A 20,617-nucleotide genomic window follows, 5' to 3' on the forward strand; every position below is an offset into this window, starting at 1 on the left:
TCGAAATGACGGCTGGAGCTGGTGCTGTTCGGTGGTTGAACCATCTCAGAAAGCCTTGGGACAGCTGAAACCGGACAACGCCGGCAGCAGGAAGGGATTGGCTCCAGAGCCCGCCTGGATCGTGTATGCAACATCGCGTCCCCCGATGACGAAGCGAGCTTCGGTGTTGCCGCCATTGCTGGTGATGGTGGCTTTGTCGAGCAGCCGTTTCAGCGCCCACGGGCCGTCGAATTTCAGCGCGGACTCGCGGCCGGGCATGTCCGGCAACAGGCTGAGGCTGGCAGAGGCGGAGGCGGTGCCATTCGGCCAGGTCACCGTGCTTGGAACGTTCCCGGCCTGACTGCTTTGTACGGTCTGACCGTCAATAGTCAGGACTGCGCTGTCGGCGTCGCCGTTGAGCGAGAAGGGCGTGAAGGTGATGTTGACTGACGGCGCCGAGCCACCGGAAGGAAAGAAGGCGTTGCGGATCTCCGCAGCGGACTGGAACGCCTTCAAGGTCGATTTGGCGAGGCCTCGGCTGGATCGTACGTCCTGCTTCCAGGTCCACTCCTGGCCCGTCATGTCGATCAGTGGCGCAAGGTTCTGCGCGAAGAAGCGATCCATCACTCCGCCAGGCGCGAACAGCATGGCGAAATCCACCATCGGGATGTCTTCCGTGCCGTCGCCGGCGAAGGGATAGTGACCATTGACCGCCTCCTCACAGGCGCGCGTGACGGATTGATCGAGGTTCTGGTTGAGGTTGACTACCGAGGTCTCGGCGACATCGCCCTCAAACTCGTCCGCCGCTGTGGTCACCATGCGCGCGAGCGGCTTGGGAAGGCGCGAGACATTGGCGCGTAGCGTCGAGATCTGCAGCCGAAGGTTCGCGTTGACGCGTTCGGTTTGCGAGGGAACATCGGCCGAGAGCTTCAAGCTCTGGAAAATATCGCGGAAATTCTGGGTCAGTGCATCGAGAGGTCGGCGCCCGGCAGTACCGCTGACCAGCGTCTGGAAAGACCGGAACTGTGCCTCTACGCTTGCGCCGGCATTTTGTGCAAGGGCCGAGCTTGTGCCGGCACGGCTTTGCGACTTGCCCCTGGCGATCTGCAAGCCGATGCGGGCCAAACCCTTGGCCATACCGGCCAGATCGTCCTGCGCAATGCCGGTCTCGCCCTCGGAGATGGTGTCGTCGTTCGTCAGCGCGGTTTCCTCGGCTATTGCGGTAAACAGCTGGTCAAGTGGGGAGTCCGGCGCTGCGACGGCTGAGAGCGCGATGTATTGCGGTTTGTCCTTCAGCATCGGCTTGAACTTCAGCTGATCGAGCGCGCCTTTCCAACTGGTGGCGAACTCCTTGCCGTAGCGGTCAACGAGTTCAGAGCCGAGCTTGGGCAGGTCCTGGTCGATGCCGCCCTGTTCGCCGCCGCCACCCAGTACCCACTGCTCGTCGACAAGCATCTGCGCGATGCGTGAAAGCTGTGGCAGGAAGAAGCGATTGAACCCGACGTGGGTGTAAAGACCTGGAACATGAAGGTCGGCCAGGTCGCCGCCATCCATGCGTTCGAACAAAAGCTGGGCCTGAGGGCCTGCACCGGCCGCGATGGAGAAATCCCTCAACCTTGCACCGTAGACCGCCGACTTGATTAGCGCCGACGCGCGATCAGCCAGGCTCATTCGACCGAGCGAGCGCTGTGCAGCCTCGATCAGTGGCTGGTTGAGTTCGAAGAGCGGATCATAGGCGTCATCGAGCACAAGCATGGCACGCAGATGCTTTTCGATCTGAGCGCGGCCTTCGCGGTTGTTTTCTCCTGGATAACGATTTTCTTCCCAGTCCTGCTTCATCCATGAGACGATCAACTCGTCATCGACTTTCGGCGCCTTGCCGCCCAGCATCAGGTAGATCTTCAGCGGCTGGTAGAGCGTAGCCGGATCGGACATTCTAGTCTGGATCGTCCGCTCTGCCTGAACCAGGAGGCGGGAGCGGAAGGTCCGCTCAAGCGCCTGCCGATAGGCGGTCCTTGAAGCCGATGAAAGTCTCTCCCGCGGGCTGAGTCCGAAGGTTTCCTCGATTGGCTTGCCTTGGTTGCCGCTTTCGAAACCGGTCGGCAGGTTGCGCAACTGGTCAAGCGGCCCGATGACGTTTTCCAGGTCGACATCGGTCACGGTCGTGCTCTTGAGCAGGGAGTCCGCGCTGTCACGATATTGTGCCATCGCCTGTCTGGTTGAAGCGATCAACGACCTGTTGGCGAAGAAGCTGAGGCCCATCACGCCGAGAGCTGCCACAGCCGCCAGCGCGATCGCCGCAAGACCACCAAATCTGGCCAGCCTGGCGCGCCGTTCGGCGACCCTGTTGAAGGAGACCCAGCCGGATTCCGGGAAGATCACCTTGGTCAGCAGATCGTGCAGGAAGAAGCTTTTTCCAGTCCCGGAAAGGTGTGGCTGTGACGTGCTGCCGAAACCGCGTCCGATCGCGCCCAGCACCTGATCGAACGGTGTTCCCTCCTGAGTGCCGGACGAGAAATAGAGCCCACGCAGGCTGACATTCGCCTGCGGTCTGGAGGCATCGAACAGGCCGCCGATGAAATGCGTGATCCGGCTTCTGAGTGCACCGAACTGAGCCGGAAAGCCGAAGATGGCAATCCGCGCAACCGGATCGGTCTCCTCCTGCAGTCGATCGACGACCTCTTCCCCCAGGCGCTTGACCAATGCGTCGAATTCGGCGGGTGCCTCGCCGGCCATGTTCCTGGTGCGCTCAGTGGTCTGGAATGTAGCGCCCCACACCTTACGCCTGCGCATCTCGTCGGAATCGCCGAAATAATCCATGAAACCGGAGACCAGGTCCGCCTTGGTGAAAAGCAGATAGACCGGAAACTGGATCTTCAGCGTTTCGTAGAGCTCGTGCAGGCGGCCCCTTATTTCAGTGACATGCGTGTCGAGTTGCCGGTCGTCGAGGCCGATGATGTCGGCGAGGCTGATGGCGAGGATGACGCCGTTGATCGGTTGCCTGGTGCGGTATTTCTTCAGCAATTCGAGGAAGGCAAGCCAGTTCGCTTTGTCGCGTGCAGGATCCGACTCGAATGTCGTGTAGCGACCGGCCGTGTCTATCAGGACCGCCTCGTCGGTGAACCACCAGTCGCAGGATCGCGTACCACCAACACCCGCTACAGGCTGGGCATGGCCGGAACCGGCCAGCGGAAATTTCAGCCCGGAATTGACCAGTGCCGTCGTCTTGCCCGCGCCGGGCGGACCGATGACGATGTACCAAGGGATATCATAGAGGAAATTGCGCTTGCCGGTTGTCCGCTTCAACGTTGCAACGGCTTCACTCATGCGCGCTTCGAGCGCCTGCGCGTCGTCGTTCTGTTCGTCGCTGCGCACGATGGCTGTCTCAAGCGCTCGTTGCGCCTTGCGCCTTCGCCAGAAACGGATGCCGTAAAACAGCGCGAGCACAGCGATGGCCACTCCGATGAGCGTCGCTCGAAGCCAGACGGAACCGAGTGGGCGGCTGTCGGCGAAGCCGACCAGCGGTCCGGCAAACCATATGGCGGCCGAGAAGCCGGTGAGCGCGAGAACGCTGAATATCCGCAGCATCCAGCGCATCAGTTCCATTCTCCGGCGCGCCCGCTCACAACGTCTCCTCCTTCTGGATCATCACTTCGACACGGCGGTTCTTGGCGCGGCCGTCCGGCATCGCATTGTCGGCAATCGGTTCATCTTCGCCCTTGCCGTCGGCACTCAGCCTCGAAGGGTCTTTCACCAGTTTGGCCAGCGTCGACTGGACCGCTCTCGCGCGGGCAACCGAAAGGTCGAAATTCGATTTGAATGTGCTCGATTTCTTCGGCTTCACAGTGTCGGTGTGACCGACGATCTTGATGGGCCCGGGCTCAGCATTGAGCGTCGTGGCAATATCCGCGGCAACAGGTTGGAACTGTGCCTTCAGTTCCGCCTGGCCTGACGCGAACAACAGCTGATTGCTGATCTCCACGACGATGAAGTCGCCCTTCGTGCGGACACTTACCCCGCCAGCGGCGATCTCCTTGGCAAGCGCTGCGCGGATACGGTCGATCTGGGTGGTGGCGGTGGGTTGCGGCCGGTTGGCGCGTGTCGCTTCGACGGCCTTCGCCACGCTGGCGCGCTCGATCGTGACCGGCGCCGAAGGGTTGAGCGCCAGCAATTCCTTGGCAGCCGCGTCGCCTTCATCGGTGATCAGTATCCGCAGCCCAAAAAATACCGCTGTCACCAGTGCAATCGCTGCCGCTGCAATCGCCCAGAGCGGAAGCATGGCTCCTTGCTTCGGCTGTGTTGCAGCCATGCCCTGCCACCGGGGAGAAATGTCGTCGGCTCCACGTGCTTTGAAATAGCGAAGCGTGTCGTAGACATCGCATCGAACGCGTTCGAGGGTTTCCCGTTCTTTCGCCAGCCCCCGATATTGGCCCTCGAAGCCCAGCGAAAGGCAGGCGTGCATCAATTCGAGCAGATCGTAATGCGCTTCAGGTTTGGCGAGGATTTTATTCAGCGCTTCGTAGAAGCCGGTCCCCTGGGGTTGAGTGTGGAAGAACTGCGCCGTCAGGCTGTGTTGGCTCCAGCCACTTTCTCTTGGCCATGGCAGGTTGCCGACGAGATCGTCTGTGGTTTCGCAAAGGGCAAATTTCGCGATCCGCGCATCATCCTCCTCGACGCCGGCTTTCGTCATAGTACGATCAAATGTCTCGATCGCGCTTGCGATGTACTCTGCCAACGATGAGGCTTTTCGGTCCAGCGGCATCAGCCGCAGTTGACCGAGCAACATCAATAAGGGAGCCGCAGCGGCGACGATCTGGTTTGCGCTTCCGTACTTGATGCGGTCTGCTGCGGAGAGAAGGATGTCCTGCTGCAGTGTCGAAGGCGCTGCAGCTAGACCTGGATCAGAGCCTTGAAAGACTACGGTTCCAGAGGACCATCCGGTCGGCATCCGTTTGTCGATGCGTGTATCGAACACCGTCGGTTCTCGGGCGGCTAGTGGAGCGTGCCCCACTCCTTGCGGCTCTCTATTTTCGGTAGCTGCAACGGACGGTTGCTTTTGCCGTGGCGCACGGATGATTGTCCGGTCCGCAGGGGCCGAGGGATCATCCGTCGAGCTCATCGGAGCGCCGTGATCAAAGTGCGGCTGACTTCTAAAGGGCCTGCTTTACACCTTCCAGGCCGGAACTTGGGACGGATCGAAAAGCGCTTTTTGCTGAAACATGACATCGCTGCACGCCCCAAGCCATGCCGCGTTGCCCGGCAGGCAAGCTCCCAACCATCATTCTAATCGCACAGGAGGCCGATTGAAATCGGAAAGCAGGATGATCGAAGGGACAGTGCGTTCTATGAAACCCGTCACAGACAGCCCAATTATGCCGCCGACATGGCTGTGCTTGGCTATTTCTGCTTGCCGGCCTTGGCGTAAGCTTCGGCGAAATAGGCGAGAAAGACGTCCAGGACGCCGTTTTCGTGCTTTTCCTCCATGGTGCGCCAGGTGGCGACCAATGCGTCCCAAGCCTGGCTCTTCTTTGACGAGAAAGATGCCGGTGGCAGTTTTCTGGCGATCGTCTCTGGCGACAGATCATCGAGCAGCCTGAAAAGCGCGGCTTGCATCGCGGCGTAAGTCGCAATTTCGTGGGTCTTCAGGTCCTGGAACGCGTCTTCGACACTGTGCTTGGCATCGAGATAGCCGGCCCTGCGCTTGGCAAACATGATCTCCAATATGTCATCGGTGCCCGGCACGAATTTCAGCGGATTGTTGTCCTCAGCGCCGATCATCGTACGATGGGGGGTCTTGGCGAGTACCTTGGCGGCGGCGCGCGCCTTGAGCAGCAGCGACAATTGCTCGACGGAGGTTCTCAGTATCGCGCCGATCTCTGCTGCGACTTCGTGCGGATCGCGCGATTGCAGCAGGTCAGGAGCGATGCCAGCTGCAGTCGCGATATCTCGCAGGATCTCCATCGTACCCGGCGGCTGTTGAACCGGCGCGGCCGCGCCGGACTGCAGCAATGAGGACGTCGATATCGGTGCTGCTGGAGCGGGGTGTCGCTCCAGGGACCTAAGTGATGGCATGTCGGGTTCTATCGGGCGGCCCGTCGGCGACAGTTCGCGTTGCGTCGTTCCGGTTGCTTGACCGATGATGACGCGCCCTTCATCGGTCGAAACCGCAATGACATAGCGGCCGATAAGCAGCCTGTCGCCGTTGGTCAGTCTATGAGGGGTGGTCATGCGCTGTCTGGAGCCATTGACGAAGGTTCCGTTGCGCGAGACGTCGTAGAGCCAGAATGCACCTGCCTGGAAATCGACTTCACAATGACGGCCCGAGATGAACTTGTCGGGATCCGATAACGTCCAGTCACAATTCTCCCGGCCGATATCGAAGCCGCAATCACGGGCAGCATAGCTTGTAGCGACCCCCGCTGGCAGCCCATCGAGATTGCTGATCTGGAGCGAGATGAACATCCGGAACCGCCCCGCGAGCCTGATATCTTGGCTATTCTAGCAGCTTGCAGGGGCAGTGGGCGAGGAGCGTTTCACACAGGAGGGCACCAGCCGCTGTTTTGCGACGCAGTTATTTAGCCCTCATCAAACATATGCTACGCTCGAAAGGGTTTCGTGCGGTGTTTTTGAAATTCCCGAACGTGACGCATTTCACAGAACGGGGGCTTCAATTCATCACACTGGCGGTCGCGTCCAGGAGGGGCACGTCCCATGCCAAACGAACGCGCCACGGTTGTGCAGACGCCGGTAGGCGCCGACCTGTTGACCTTCACCCATCTCATCGGCCGCGATGAGATCAGCCGCTGTTTTGCGTATACTGTCGGCTTCGTCTCCAAGAGCCGCGACGTCGATCCGCTGAAGATGCTGGGCGGCATCGTTTCGATCGAGGGAGAATCCGACCCAAAGCGCTGGTTCAGCGGTCTCGTGTCGGAGTTCAGGCTTACCCGCCTCGAAGACAGGCTGGCCTTCTACGAAGCGGTGGTCAGGCCATGGCTCTGGTTTCTCGGCAACACCACCGATTGCCGTATCTTCCAGAACATGACCGCGGTGGAGATCGTCGAAAAGATATTCTCGAAATACGGCACGGCGAAATTCGAAAAACGGCTGCAAGGTTCCTATCCATCGCGCGAATACTGTGTGCAGTACGATGAGAGCGACCTGGACTTCGTGCAACGGCTGCTTGAGCACGAGGGCATTTTCTATTTCTTCGAGCATGACGAGGGTAAACACACGCTCGTGCTCTGCGATGCGATGAGCAAGCTGAAGCCTGCGCCGGGCTACGACAAGGTGCTCTACAATTTCGAGGGACGGGGTTCGCGACGCGATGTCGAATACATCACTGAATGGATCCCAGGTAGCATGGTGCGACCCGGCGCCTATACGCATACCGACTATGATTTCGAGAAGCCTGGCGCCGATTTGATGGCGAAGTCCGCGCAGCCGTTCAGCCACAAGGAAGCTTCTGGCGAAAACTACCGCCAGCCCGGCGCGCATCTCGACGTTGGACGCGGCGATGCCATTGCTGGAATCCGCCGCGAGGAACTTCAGGCGGTGCACCTGCGCACCACAGCGGCTGGGACCGTGCGCGGTCTTTTTTCCGGCTGTAAGTTCAATCTGGAGAGCTTTCCGCGCGAGGACCAGAACCAGGAATATCTGGTAATCAGCGCTGAATATCGGCTGTTCGATCCGGGCTACCGGACCCAGAACGAGGCGCACAGTGAGAACTTCACTGTTATGCTGGGCGTGGCTCCCACCAAAGTGCCGTACCGGCCGCCGCGTCTTACACCGCGGCCGATCATGCGCGGACCGCAGACGGCAACGGTGGTCGGCCCTTCGGGAGAAGAAATCTTCACCGACAAATATGCGCGGGTGAAGGTGCAGTTCCACTGGGATCGGCTCGGCAAGAAGGACCAGAATTCTTCCTGTTTCGTGCGGGTGTCGCAGAGCTGGGCCGGCAGCGGCTGGGGCTTCATCCAGATCCCGCGGATCGGACAGGAGGTCATCGTCGATTTCATCGAGGGCGACCCGGACCTGCCGATCATCACCGGCCGGGTCTACAATGCCTCGCAGATGCCGCCCTACGGGCTGCCAGGCAATGCGACGCAATCGGGCTGGAAATCCGACTCCTCGAAAGGCGGCGGCGGTTACAACGAACTGATGTTCGAGGACAAGGCAGGCTCCGAGCTGGTCAATTTCCAGGCCCAGAAGGACCACCACCTGCTGATCAAGCATGATCGCAACAAGACGGTGCAGCACGACCAGTCCGACCGCATCGACCACGACGCCAAGCATTCCGTCGGCCACAACCTCGATGAGGACGTCGGCAACAACAAGACGGTCAAGATCGGCGTCGATCAGACCACCAACATCGGCAGCAATGATACCGAGACGGTGGGAGCAAACCGCTCATTGACGGTCCAGGCCAACGAGACGATCCATGTCGTGGCCAATTCGACGGAAAACATCGACGCCAACCATTCGCAGACGGTGGGGTTGGTTCAGACTGTGACGGTGGGTGCCGCCCGCGTGGATACGGTGGGCGCTGCTGAAGCAAGGACCGTGGGCGCGGCGCAGACGAACACGATCGGGGCGACACGATCGGTGAGCGTGGGCGCGGGGCAGAGCCACGATATTGGCGCTGCGGACAGCTGGAACATCGCGGCAGCGCAAACCGTCAATATTGGTGCAGATCAGAGTGTCACAATCGGTGCTGGCCAAACTTTCTCGGTAGGCGCCGCCCGCAGTGCAAGCATCGCGGCAGATGACTCGACCACGGTAGGTGGGGGGCATTCACTCTCTGTGACGGGCGCGAGCTCAATCCAGATCGGGGAAGATAGTTCAATCAATGTCGGAAAAAAGCTCATCATCACGGCTGGCGACGAGATCCTCATCAAATGTGGGTCAGCCAAGTTCATGATGAAGAAGGACGGCACGATTGCCCTAGAGGGCAAGGATATCTCTGTGAAAGCATCGGGCAAGATCGGCATCAAGGCATCGAGCGACATCACAATGAAGGGCTCGAAGATCAGCGAGAATTGAGGTGCAGCGATGAAACGCCTTCGCGAGCGTATTGACGGTGTGATGATCGGCATCTTTCTCGGCTTCGACGACTCGGGATCGCCGCTGGTGGTGTTCCCCGGCAATCCGGAAGAGACAGCATTGCCCGCGCGCAGTTTGACCGCTCTGACGTCTGATATGGTCGGCTCCGAGGTAGCCTTGCTCTTTCAGGAGGGCAATTCCGTCATGCCGCTTATCGTTGGCCGGGTTATCGAGCCGGCGCGTAAGGCCATAGGGCCGCGTGTCGTACGCGACGGTGAGCGCGTGTGTATCATCGGCGGCGAGCGCATTGAACTGCGTTGCGGTAAGGCGACCATCATCATGGAAAAGGATGGCCGCATCACCATTCGCGGCACCTATGTCACTAGCCAGGCGAGCGCTACCAATCGCATCCGCGGCGGCTCCATTGATCTCAACTGATGTTGGCGACAATGGGAAAGCCGAAATTAGAAGAGGCGCCGAAGCGGCAAATTGTACCGGATGTCGTCAGGCAGCATGTCGAGCAGGCCGCGTTTTTCTGGGCTCAGCGCGACACGCTGATGGCAACCGATCCGCCGAACCTGAAGGCGGTTGCTGGCATCGACCGACGACTCGAAGCCAACCTGGATGGCCTGCGCATCGCCGGGCCGGCAGCGTGGCCCTTCATAGTCGCGGCTTATGAAGATTTTCCCGAAAAGGGGGAACTGTTCCTCTTTGGGTGGCTCGCGATCGAACTCAACGACAGCCGGCGTGTGGCTGAGGTTGTCGAGCACGGTCGTCGAAGTGCGGATGACGCGCGCGGGTTGGTTGGTGCGCTTGTGTGGCATGAGGCGACGGTAATCGCTCCGCTGGTGCGCGATTGGATCGGTGCGGCTGACGCGTTCAAGCGATATCTTGGCGTATCGGCCTGTCTTGAGCACGACGTCGATCCGAAGCAAATACTGCAGCGACTTGTGCGTGATCCGGATGCGAGTACTCGCGCGGTTTCCTTACGCCTTGCCGGCAAGTTGAGGCGGGCCGATCTCATTCAGGAACTTGTGGTGGCGTTGGGCGACGCTGAAGAGGCGTCGAGATTTTGGGCCGCATGGTCCCTGACCGAACTCGGTTCAGGAGACTTGGCCAGTTCTGAATTGCGTAAGATTGCCGTCAGTGGATCTTCTAACGCAGAGACAGCGCTACGCGCTGTGATCAAGGCCGGGCCGGACAAAGATGTTCGTGCCTGGATGAGCAGCCTTCTTAAATCACCCGACACAGCGCCATTGGCCTTGCGTGGCGCCGGCATGTTGGGTGACCGAACTATTCTGCATTGGCTGATTCACCAGATGCGGGCACCTGCTTTCGCCGCCGCTGCGGGCGCATCGTTTCTGGAGCTTTTCCCTGAAGCCAAGGAGTTCGACGAGCTTTTCTCCGTCGAACCGGATTTGCTGGGGGAAAAGATTGCCGAGTATTTCGAACAGGATCCTCCGTATTTGCCGGTGGCGGACAGAGTGAAACAATGGGCAATCGGACAGCGTCTGCTCTTCGAACCTATCGCCAGTCCGAAGGATTGATGAATCTCCTAATCCAGCCCATCGTGTCCGCGTTTTCAAAAAAGAGCCTCCCCGAAAATCTAGGATGTTCCCGAAGAAAGAGAGGCTCGAGGCGCCGGCTTGCTTGGAAATATAAGTCATTCATCGTTTTCGGTCGGTTCATGTCCTCAATGTCTGGTTCCAAGCCCAGTCGCATAAGGTAGCCCCGTCGCCCACGCTCGATGTTGACCAAGGGAAGGGAAGCGCAGCCTCTCACCAATTCCGTCCATGCGGGATCCACCGCCGACAGGCCCTTACCAAAGAGCGTCAGCCAGCTTACCGTTTTGATGCCGGTGTTACTGACTGGAACCGTCAAGTTCATATTCTCGATGTCTAGACCCCAATAACGCTTCGCCTGCGCGTATATGTGGTCAAAAGCTGCAATCCGTTGCCAGGGATCATAGGCAAATGTCAGGCCGCCATGGCCCGAGATAAATTCGACGTTGTCGATGATATCGCGGGCTATGCCAACGAGCACCTCGACATCCGTGTCGAGTGGAAAGAGTACACGCAACGCCGAATGTAAGCCGCTGTTGCGCAGATGAATTCGATGGCACGAGAAACTCCAGCTGCCTCGCGGATCGTCAATCGAAACGTGGTCCCAGTAGCGAAGCTCGAACGCTCTGCCCTCGCGAATGCGCCTGTAGACCGGTTGCAGATAGGGATCGGGAATTCCACGGGCTGCGGCGATGCGTCCACTAAGTGTCAGTTCAGGCGCGGAGGCGAGCAACCAGTAGGGAAACTCCGCAAGCCCGATTCTCTGAATAGACCCGGGTGGCGATGTCCGCCGATAGAGATCAATGAGGAAATCGAGCTCTGCTTGCGTGGGTCCTTTGAGGTAGACGGTCAGGTCGAGCATGATCCTGCACGCGACCTTGCCCTCCAGGACGAATGGCCGAAGCAGTGGCGGTGGCAGCTTCATGAACCTGCACCCAATCTGACCCTAGTCTTCGTCGTTATCTGCGTCGTTTGAAACGCCGTTCAATTCCTCGTCAATCATGTATTCCAGGGTCTCAAGCTTGAAACCCAAATAATCGGCGAAGTCCTTGTAGACGTCGCTTTCGTACATGTCCTCATACTCGACGAAGTCAATTTTTCCATTCTTCTTGACGCGGGAGGGGTCAAGCACCAGGAAGTGACTCAAGTCTTCACCAAACATGACCGGGAGCGCGCCGTTCTCAAAGGGATTGTCTTCTTCGGCTGGCCACAGGTCGCCCCAAAACTCGATCTTTTCTTTCACCCATTTGCTATTGTGGTCGTGCGTAGCCAACAGCTTTCCACCAGCGTCGAAATCGCTCCAGCCATTGTGGAGCGTGAGGAATTCCCGATAGGATTCCGGCAATGGTATGCCCAGCCGCTTCTCCAGGCTGCTGATCTCGTCATCTGTCGCCGGCTTGCCAAGCTCGTGTGGCAGTTCTTCGTCATATTTGAGCGAGTCATACTTCCGTTGGGCTTCGACGATCTTCTCGATCAATTCCCTTATGTTCGGTTTGTTAGGCACTGGCTGGCTCCTTCCATCCGCAACAATTCGGAAAGACCCCGGTATGGGGTTTGTTTCCACCCTGCCGCCAGAAATCCGTCTTGGCGCGATACTTTTTCATGCTCGACCCCATCCATGAATTTGCGCGGCTAGACATCCATTTGAGATTTTTGGCGTCAGTTGGATGCCCATTTAGCTGCAGCTCGTTGCTATGGTCGGGGCTAAATCCGGAGTACTTTTTCTTCTCTGCTTTCTCCTTTGCGCAGTCTTTGTAGAATTCGATCTCAGCAGGTTTTTTGGCCACCGCCGCGTCTTTGAGGCGTTTGCATTCAGTGTTCCCTTCCGTGCGCCTTTTGGCATAGCCCGCGGAGCGGTTCCCATCCCATGTCACACGTTTGATCTCGCCTGCCTTAGCGGCCTCGTTAATCGCGGCGCACTTGGCGCAAATCTCCTGCTTCTCGCAGTCGTCGAACTTGACGTGCTTCTTTCCCTTCTTTTTCGCCGGCCCATTGGCGCAGTCGATTTTAAGCGGGTTGGTATTGGCTGGCCCAAGAGGATCAACATCGCCGGCGAGATTCACTGTATTTTTGTCGTTGTGAAACTTCTTGTCCGTGTGCCGGCAGGCATTCTTTCCGTCCATCTTCACGTCAAATGAGTAAAGTATCCAGTCGGTCGCTTTCTTGAAGACGTTGGATTTGACGCCGCCTACGGTGCCGGGCTCGTCGCCCGAACTCATGCCGTATTGTGAGCCCTTCACGGCGATCATCTTCCCGCCTTTTGCGAAGACGGTCGTCGTCCCATCCTTCAATGTGCTCTGGGTGGCGATGTTGGGATAAGGCAAAGGGATCGGACCACCAGGGCTCGGCGTCTTGCAGACATCGGGGATCGTCGCGATTGAAAGACCGATCGTGCCTTTGTAGGTCAATCCGAGGCCATTGACCGTGATGTGACTGGGCATCAGGCCGGTCTCCTCGGTCCACCTAGCAGAACGGCCGCGCGAGATCCGTTTTCGGAACTCGCCCAGATCAGTGACAGTGGGGCGTTCTGATAGTTTCGGGCTTCCGCCTCGGTCACCAGGCACACAAACAGCGGGCCAGATGCGGCACCAACATCGCCCCAACAGTCGGCTGGTGTTTCGAAATCCGCAGCATCTTTGAAGCGGCCCGGATTGCGGATGACGGCGAAGCCGTATTCATTGCCGCGGTAGCGTTCTCCATTCATGTCGCAGATGATCCGACCAACCGGGTTTATCGGAGCATCCTCGAACAGGAAACGAAAGGCTGCGCCCAGTCCCTCGCCAAGGACGACCGTTTCGGTCTTGATCCTGTTTTCTTCGCTCGCGGTGGAGGTGCCGACGATCTCAAGAAGAGGCTGCAGACCATAGCTGCGCGCGGTGTTCAGCTTTGTCAGCAGGCAGAAGCCAGCCGCCTCGCCAGGGCAGAAACCATAGATATTGCCTTCGGAGTGAAGCTGCTCATTTTCGTCCAGCCACTCGAGAGTTTCCGGCTCGAGATAGGTGTCCACACCTCCTGCGAGGCAAAAAGTGGCTTTCCCATCTCGCAATGTTTTGCAGGCGTGATGGATTGCCAGCAGTCCCCCGGCATGGCCACCTGCAACTGAGCCGCCACCTTCGAAGAGGACATGCTGGGACAGTTGCTTGCGGAGTTTGGCGTTTACCTGGACGGCAAACCCTTCGGGTTGGCCTGGCCGGCTTTCTCCGGTGGAGAGAATGAGGGAAACGGCCGCCGACCGCACTGCTGCCTGTAGCGGTCGCAAAGCGTCGAGTGCTGGCGAGACCGCAATCTCTACCGCTCTTTCTGGTCCGGTAAGGTCCTCGTCCACGCCGATGTCGCGAGTCACTTTCATTCGCTCGCCGAACCGGTCGACCATGTAGGGATGGTCCTGGATACCTGAGATACCTGCCCGGACAGCCGCCGCGCTGGAGGCGGCGTCGAAACCGAGCGGCGTCCGCGCTCCAACACCGACGACGACGATCGTATCTTCTTTGGCGATCATTCGTTTTCTTCCGGCTGCCATATGCCAGTCGCCGCGACGGTCGCCGAAATGCCCGTGCGGGGTCTGATACGCAGATTTGTATTTTTCAGACGCTCCTCGTCGAATGGCACCGGCAATGCCGACATCCAAGTAATCGAAAATTGCCGCAGACCAGGTCTGATGCGCAGGGTATGGATGGTGGCTTCGCCGTTCTCGCGATCCGGGCGGTTATAAAACTCGGTGGTGAGGTCGAATTTTATGCGGGGCAAGAGAAATTGCCAGAAACCGTCCTCGGTGAAGTTACCGAGCCGAACGTCCTCATAGCCGAGCAGCGGCGCCTTGGTTTGTTGATCCTCTGGAGCGCACTGGTAGTACATTCGGCTGAAATCGCGTGGCAGAAGCGGGTCTCGCGTTTTCTTCCATTCGTCACCATATGTGCCGGCATATCCAATCCGCGGCTGCCAGTGTCGTGCAACAGGACCAAAGCCGGCAGGCGTGCCACCCCTGTGATCGCGATAGGGCGCGTCGGGATACTCAAAATTGGGTCCCGTTTTGCCAATCAATCGCTGCGGATCGACGGCAAATCCTGTGCCGATTGGATTGCGCTGATCCCAGTTTGGCGTTGATGCGTCCATATCCGTGCCACCATAGGTTCGGCGCCAACTAACCGGCATCTTTGTGAATGGCTCCGTTTGGCCCAATCGCACCGACACCGGTCCAGGCATGAACACGCGGTCACCCACCACCCTTAGGGTCTTGTCCACGTCGCCGACTTTAATTCGCGCAGCGCTTTCTCTGTTCGGACGCCCGCCAGCCGCATAGACATGTCCGTCAACCAGGACGTCAGTATGTTTCTTTTCGATATTGAGGTCTGTTTCATCCAGAAGTTCGTTGGGATCAGCGCCGTGCACCGGCGCAAGCGTCACCGGCGTCTGGTCTTTCAGCAATTGCTGCTTGCCGTCGGGATCGACCTCGAAGGACGCCTTGATCGCTATCAGCCAGACCTCATGCCCCCGCTCATCTCGCGTCCAGCTTTCCTGAGCAGCAAACGGAGTATGGTTAGTTAGTATCCACATCGAAACAGAAGCACCCTTATGTGGAATTACGATACCAAGTGTATTTTCCTGCTTTCTCCCGAAGAGAAGAAACCGAATTCGATCAATTACTTGTATCGGCTGGTCTTCCAATTGCTGCGAAGATCCGCCCCACGGTTTTTCCCGGTGCCTGTGGGTCGACGTCGAAAATATCCGTGCGCGCGGTCCACATGACGAGATCGTCGATGACCTCGACGTCCGGCTCGACAGATGGCGCGGGCAGGGCGGTCAGCGCGGCATCCAGCTGGTCTGGGGTGAGTTCACCCCGTTGCGCGGCGAAAGCAGCGTCCTCGATGTCTTCGAACCAGGCATCGGCGTAGACAAACTCGAGCGGTGCCTCGGCGAGCCGCGCGATGATGCTCAGCGGGAACTGTCGGCCAATCCGATCGGCGCTAGGCAACATTATGCCGGTCGAGACACCGAAGGAGGCCGGGCCGGCTAGGAAACGCAGCGCCGTACTGTGGGGCCAGGTGTCCGAGGCCATCAACGGAACGATATGCTGCGCCAGCCAGCGGTCCCAGACGCGCACGAAATCACCTGGCAGCCGGCGGGTCACGAAATCGCCGGTGGCGGGCATCTTGCCATAGAAGCCGGGCGCGTTCAGATCTGGGGCGGACATGTGAATTTCTTGAACATCTCGAGCGTGTAGGGGTTCTCGACGCTGGCCGCCTTGAGTTCGAAATCAGCAAACATGCCTTTCGTGCCCAACCGCAGGCTGTAGACGTCGGTAAGCTTGGTTCCGGTGAATTTGCCGCCGCGCAGCATCCTCAGCCACGCCCAACTGCCGGTCTCGTTGAGCAAGACCTCGGGCGAACCGTCGACCGGCTGGAAGGCAAGCGAGATCACGCCCGTTCCGTCCTTGCCGGGCCACGTCATTGGCTGCGGCCTGGTCGCGTTGTTGTAGTAGACGAGGTTCTGGCCATCGAGGTTGAGCGTCACCCGCGCCAGATTGGGCGACAGATCCTTCGGCTCCAGCGTGAAATTCATCACCGGGCCGGTGCCGCCGGGAAACAGGTCATCGCGGATGTGTCGCGCCTGCTCGAATGCGGCCAGCGCCACCGGATCGAGGCCGAAATCGGCGCGCCATTTCCATGGCTTGCTGGCGGTGTCGACATAGTTGATCAGGTGGTCGTTGATGAAGGCATCGATCATGCCCGTCGGGCCGAAAAGGCGCTGGAAATCACGTACGTTGACGTCCACCGCGCTCTCGGGGCTGAAGGGGTAGCGGTTGTTGAGTGCTGCCTGGCAGAAGGGCAGGATGTCGGCACGCCAGATGGCGTTGAGTTCGCTGGTGACAGCTCTCTGCGACAGGTTGCTGGTGTCGCCGGCAATTCCGCCGAGCCAGTCGTTGATCGGCGAGGGCAGGATCTGTGCCTGTCGAGCCACCGCTCCGGTCAATTCGGCGAGGCCACCCTGCTTCTTGATGGCATCCTGCGGGTCGGGATTGGCGGTCACCGTCTGCAGCACGTTGGATAGCGCCGTCAGCGCCACGACCGCGGCGTCGAGCGCTGGCGGTTGGCCGTCGACTTCGGTGATCGTGCCCTTCAGCGGTTTGAAATGATCGGCCACCAGGCTTCCGGTCATGTCGACCTGGTTGGCGGAGCCTGCGCGTGGCAGGAGTTTGGCCCCTGTCTTCACGACCTTGCCGAGCTTGCCAAGTTTGCTCAACAGTTTCGAACCGGTCTTTGCTGCGCCGTCGTTCTTGCCGTCGGCCGGCGCTTCGTCGGAGCGGGTGAGGTCGGTCTCTTGGACGACCGCCGTAAGCAGACGCTTCAGCGCGGAATCGGCGCTCGACAGATCCTTGAGGTTTTCGCTGGCGATATTGAGGTCGCTCAATTGTGCCAGCCGCATGTCGCGCAAGAAGCTGTCCCACTGCGAGATGTAATCGTCGTAGTAGAGTTTCAGGATGTCCTCTGACAGCGCCGAGACGGAGGTCTCCGAGTTTTCCGAGCAGCCGCCGGCGAAGACCGCGCGGTCGAGCGCTGCCTGCGCCGCTACATCCTCGACCCGGTCGAGGATGGCATCGTGGAAGCCGGCATAGGTATACGGTCCTGGAACGCCGACACGCAGCGTTTTGTCGGAGCGGCGCGCGAACACTTTTGCTCCGTTGGGGCCTGCGAAGTTGGCCGGCACCCATTCCTTGACGGCCGCCACTTCAGGGTCGGCCAGCAATTGCCTGTAAGCGCGCTCCGGCAGCGATATCGTGCAAACCGCTTTCAGCGCCTCGGCGACCAGTTCTTTGTCGGGGGCAATGTAGCTGTCATCAACCGTCATGCGGCGGATTGCGGCGAGCTGATGTTCCTCGGCGTCGGCGGTGGGGAAGGGGGGTGCTGGGGCAAATTCCGGCAAGCTGTTCACCCACCAGCTTTGCACGAAGTCGGGGTCCATCTGCGACAGGCCTGTCATCATGCGATAGGTCTTGAGTGCGCCGAGCGTGAAATCCGGATCACGGATCTGCCGCCACATCGTGGCTTCCAGCAGCGCCACCATACGCGGCTCCAGCACGTTGCGCAGCGTGTGGTCGTAGGTGTCCGTCTGCGCGCGCACGAGTTCGGCCGAGGCGGTCGGGCCGACCAGATTGCGGATTGCATCGGGCGGCATGGTGCGGGCCGTCGCGACCGCATCCATCGCTGCCAGTGCTTCATCCATCGTCGGCTGTTCAACTGATGCCGGCGTGGCAGCAACTTCCGTGAGCGGCGCCTGCAGCGCTTCGAACTGACCTGCCTGGGCTGTGATGGCGTTGCGGTTGTCGAGATAGGACCAGGTGAACAAGCCGCCGGCGAGCAAGGCGGCGAGAGCGCAAGCGGCTGCCGCCCCGCGCCAGATCCATGTGCGGCGGAGCTGCGCGAGCGGGTCGAATGTGCCCAGACCAGCTTCCTTGAAGATGACTTCGGTCAAGAGGTTCCGCAGGAAGAAGCTGCGTCTGTCGGCACGCGGCGCCAGCATTGCGCGGTGTGGCGGCAGCCCGAAAGAGGAGGAAAGTGCCGCTGTCAGCCGGTCGATGGGCGCGCCTTCCTGGGTCGCTGACGTCAGATAGAGACCGCGTAACCAGGCTGCTTCTTCGTAACGGCTCTCGCCGAACATTGCCTCGATCAGCACCTGGATCGGTTCGGAAAGACTCGCAAGCTGGGCTGGGAAACGGAAGATCTCGGCGCGCAAGCCGAGTTTGTCCTCGTCTTCCAGGCGTGGCACCAGCCGCCGCTCCAGTTCCGTGGCAAGCGCGGCGAGCTCGTTTTCGATGGTCTTGGCATCGATGCGCGCATCGAGTGGAAAGGTGGTTCCCCATACCTGCTCCCGGGCTGTCGTCGACAGGCTGCCGAAGAACGCCTCGAACCCCTTGATCAGGTCGGCCTTGGTCAGCATCAGGTAGACAGGCAGGCGCATTTCGAGCCGATCGTTCAGCTCAGCCAGCCGGCGCCGGATCTTGCGACCATGCGCCTTGACGGCTTCGTCGCCTTCAGACAGCGTATCGATCGATAGTGCGACGATCACGCCGTTGAGCGCTCGCCGGCCGCGATGTTTCTTGAGCAGATCGAGGAAGCCCAGCCATTCGGTCGCATCGACGTCCGGCTGGCTTTCCTGCTGGACGTAGCGGCCGGCGGTGTCGATCAGGACAGCATTCTCCGAAAAGAACCAGTCGCAGTTGCGTGTGCCACCGACGCCTTGCAGGTCATCGGTAAGGTCGATCGGAAAATTGAGGCCGGATTGCCGCAGAGCCGTCGTCTTGCCGGTGGCCGGTGGGCCGACGATGACATACCATGGCATCTCGCGCAGGAACTTGCGGCCACCAAGCTTGCGACGCTTCAGTTCCGCCATGACCTCGCCGAATTTGGCGCCGACGGCAGCGACATTCTCTTCGCCAGGGGTAAGCTGTTTTGCCTCCACGGGCGCTGCAATCTCGGCGACGAACATGCGGTTGGCGCGGATCGCGCGGCGTTGGGCGATGATCAGCCAGATCAGCCACAGGATGATCAACCCCGCGATGATGGCGATGCGCACATTGTCGGAATCGAATGGCGCGTAGGGACCTACCTGGATGATCGGACCGAACACCCAGATGAGCAGCGAAAGCAGGCCGATGCCGATCAGCGTCCAAAGGACGCGTGAGGTCAGGACGGCCCAGAGGAAGCGCAGAATGAACATCAGAGCCTCTTCTCGACCAGGACTTCGACACGCCGGTTGAGTGCGCGGCCTTCGCGCGTCGAGTTATCGGCCACCGGATCGGTCTCGGCGCGGCCTTCGGAATGGATGCGCTCCTGCGGCACGCCTGCCTGTACCAGGAGGTCGGCTATGGTCCTGGCGCGTGCTTCCGAGAGCCGTTGGTTGGACGAGAGCGGGTTGGATTTTTGCAGCCGCACATTGTCGGTGTGGCCGACGACGGTGATGCTTCCGATCAACTCCTGGTTGGCAAGGATCACCTTGGCGATTGACGCAACCAGCGGTGCGTAACCCCGTGTCAGTGTCGGCCGCGACGACTGGAACAGCTCGGGACTGGAAGACTGGACGACCAGCTTGGCCAGCGACACGCTCTCCGTCCCGCTCAGCGCCGCTTTGAGATTGTCTGGAGCCTCAGCCTTGAATTCCGGCAGCAGGGCGAAATCGACCGGCTCTGGTGGTTCGGGCGTGCCGGCTTTCGGTGCAGCGCGCATGACGTCTCCGCGGACGGGCGGCGGCAACGCGCGAACCAGTGCGGAGAGTTCCACCGCCTGGCTGCTCAGAGCCATGGAAAAGCCGATATAGGTGGCGGCGGCAATGACTATCGCCGCAAGCGCCATCACCCAGATCGGAATGATGAAGCGTTGCGGCTCATCGGAAGCGAGCACGCCCTTCCAGTTCGGCGACAGCGCCGCGTCTTCGGCGTCGGGATTGCGCAGGAAGCGCGCCGCCGCTACGCGAACCGCATTGAGCGAGCGGTCGCCGGCACGGCCGGGCACGCGATATTTTCCGCGGAACCCGAGCGCCAGGCAATAATATTGCAGCTCCAACATTTCGGGGTCGCGGGTAGGGTGCCGCTCGAGTTCATCGAGGCGCGAGAAGAACTGGGTGCCGGCATCGACGTCGCCGCGCAGCATGACCACGAGGGGCTGTCGCGGCCATGCGCTGGCACCGCCCCATGGCGTATTGAGTGCAAGGTCATCGAGCAGGGCGGCCACTGCCCAGGCAGCCTGGTCGGCGCGCTCCAGCGAAGAGCCTGTCGCCACCGTCGCGTCGCGCGCCCGCACCAGCTCGTCGAGCAGGCGCGTGCGCATCACTTCAGGATTCTCCGGTGCCAGCGCACTTTCGAGCTCCGGCGCGAATTCAAGCAGCGGCGCGAAGGTGTTGATCAATATATTGGGATGGGCGCGTGCCCGCTTCACCGGCACTCCGGGCGCAAGGGGCGCCATCGGCCTGGGCGCTGCACCCGTCAGCCTGATACGGGTGCGTTCGCGATCCTCCGACAGTCCGAAAGGATCATCCCGGCTCAT

Annotated in this window: 14 protein-coding genes; 3 read left to right on the top strand and 11 right to left on the bottom strand. The window is 60.0% G+C overall.

Going from position 1 to position 20,617, the window contains the following annotated elements:
* Positions 1-45: 45 nt before the first annotated feature.
* The 3 genes from tssM (AO692_RS24740) to tagH form a co-directional block, all read right to left on the bottom strand.
* Positions 46-3,576, bottom strand: coding sequence for a type VI secretion system membrane subunit TssM (gene tssM / locus AO692_RS24740; RefSeq protein ID WP_200911779.1), 3,531 nt, complete (start codon positions 3,574-3,576; stop codon positions 46-48).
* 25 nt (positions 3,577-3,601) lie between these two features.
* Complete coding sequence (gene tssL, locus AO692_RS24745; RefSeq protein ID WP_348271479.1) at positions 3,602-4,954, bottom strand: type VI secretion system protein TssL, long form; 1,353 nt, start codon at positions 4,952-4,954, stop codon at positions 3,602-3,604.
* A 422-nt stretch (positions 4,955-5,376) separates the two neighbouring features.
* A complete protein-coding gene (gene tagH, locus AO692_RS24750; protein WP_054312725.1) occupies positions 5,377-6,441 on the bottom strand; it encodes a type VI secretion system-associated FHA domain protein TagH in 1,065 nt (354 codons plus the stop codon).
* 249 nt (positions 6,442-6,690) lie between these two features.
* Here tagH and tssI point away from each other — a divergent pair, with 249 nt between their 5' ends.
* Genes tssI through AO692_RS24765 form a run of 3 tightly spaced genes read left to right on the top strand, consistent with a single transcriptional unit; the run spans position 6,691 to position 10,565 of the window.
* Positions 6,691-9,018 carry a type VI secretion system tip protein TssI/VgrG gene (gene tssI / locus AO692_RS24755; protein WP_054312726.1) on the top strand — a complete coding sequence of 776 codons (2,328 nt, stop codon included), beginning with the start codon at positions 6,691-6,693 and terminating at the stop codon, positions 9,016-9,018.
* Positions 9,019-9,027: 9 nt separating this feature from the next.
* The gene (locus AO692_RS24760) at positions 9,028-9,456 is read left to right on the top strand and encodes a DUF6484 domain-containing protein (RefSeq protein WP_054312727.1); all 429 of its coding nucleotides are present in this window, start codon (positions 9,028-9,030) and stop codon (positions 9,454-9,456) included.
* Positions 9,456-10,565, top strand: coding sequence for a HEAT repeat domain-containing protein (locus tag AO692_RS24765; RefSeq protein ID WP_054312728.1), 1,110 nt, complete (start codon positions 9,456-9,458; stop codon positions 10,563-10,565). The genes AO692_RS24760 and AO692_RS24765 overlap by 1 nt, the downstream gene beginning before the upstream one ends.
* On the opposite strand, the gene AO692_RS24770 is transcribed toward AO692_RS24765, so the two are convergent.
* The 8 genes from AO692_RS24770 to tssL (AO692_RS24805) are packed head-to-tail and all read right to left on the bottom strand — an operon-like array spanning position 10,543 to position 20,617.
* Entirely contained in the window at positions 10,543-11,505 is a 963-nt protein-coding gene (locus AO692_RS24770; protein ID WP_054312729.1) for a type VI immunity family protein, read from the bottom strand. The two genes, AO692_RS24765 and AO692_RS24770, sit on opposite strands and share 23 nt — an antisense overlap.
* 21 nt (positions 11,506-11,526) lie before the next feature.
* Entirely contained in the window at positions 11,527-12,084 is a 558-nt protein-coding gene (locus AO692_RS24775; RefSeq protein ID WP_210168306.1) for an SMI1/KNR4 family protein, read from the bottom strand.
* A complete protein-coding gene (locus AO692_RS33755) occupies positions 12,077-13,021 on the bottom strand; it encodes a DUF4150 domain-containing protein (RefSeq protein ID WP_082407540.1) in 945 nt (314 codons plus the stop codon). The genes AO692_RS24775 and AO692_RS33755 overlap by 8 nt, the downstream gene beginning before the upstream one ends.
* Positions 13,021-14,079: a beta-ketoacyl synthase N-terminal-like domain-containing protein gene (locus AO692_RS24785; RefSeq protein ID WP_054312731.1), complete on the bottom strand. Its 1,059-nt coding sequence runs from the start codon at positions 14,077-14,079 to the stop codon at positions 13,021-13,023. The genes AO692_RS33755 and AO692_RS24785 overlap by 1 nt, the downstream gene beginning before the upstream one ends.
* Positions 14,076-15,245, bottom strand: coding sequence for a DUF2169 domain-containing protein (locus tag AO692_RS24790; RefSeq protein WP_244483482.1), 1,170 nt, complete (start codon positions 15,243-15,245; stop codon positions 14,076-14,078). Before AO692_RS24790 ends, AO692_RS24785 begins: the two co-directional genes overlap by 4 nt.
* Positions 15,217-15,771: a type VI secretion system-associated protein TagF gene (tagF, locus tag AO692_RS24795; protein ID WP_054312733.1), complete on the bottom strand. Its 555-nt coding sequence runs from the start codon at positions 15,769-15,771 to the stop codon at positions 15,217-15,219. Before tagF ends, AO692_RS24790 begins: the two co-directional genes overlap by 29 nt.
* Positions 15,753-19,295, bottom strand: coding sequence for a type VI secretion system membrane subunit TssM (tssM, locus tag AO692_RS24800; RefSeq protein WP_054312734.1), 3,543 nt, complete (start codon positions 19,293-19,295; stop codon positions 15,753-15,755). Before tssM (AO692_RS24800) ends, tagF begins: the two co-directional genes overlap by 19 nt.
* The gene (tssL, locus tag AO692_RS24805; protein WP_054312735.1) at positions 19,295-20,617 is read right to left on the bottom strand and encodes a type VI secretion system protein TssL, long form; all 1,323 of its coding nucleotides are present in this window, start codon (positions 20,615-20,617) and stop codon (positions 19,295-19,297) included. Before tssL (AO692_RS24805) ends, tssM (AO692_RS24800) begins: the two co-directional genes overlap by 1 nt.

This window comes from Mesorhizobium sp. 1M-11 (assembly GCF_001303895.1).
GTDB lineage: Bacteria > Pseudomonadota > Alphaproteobacteria > Rhizobiales > Rhizobiaceae > Mesorhizobium.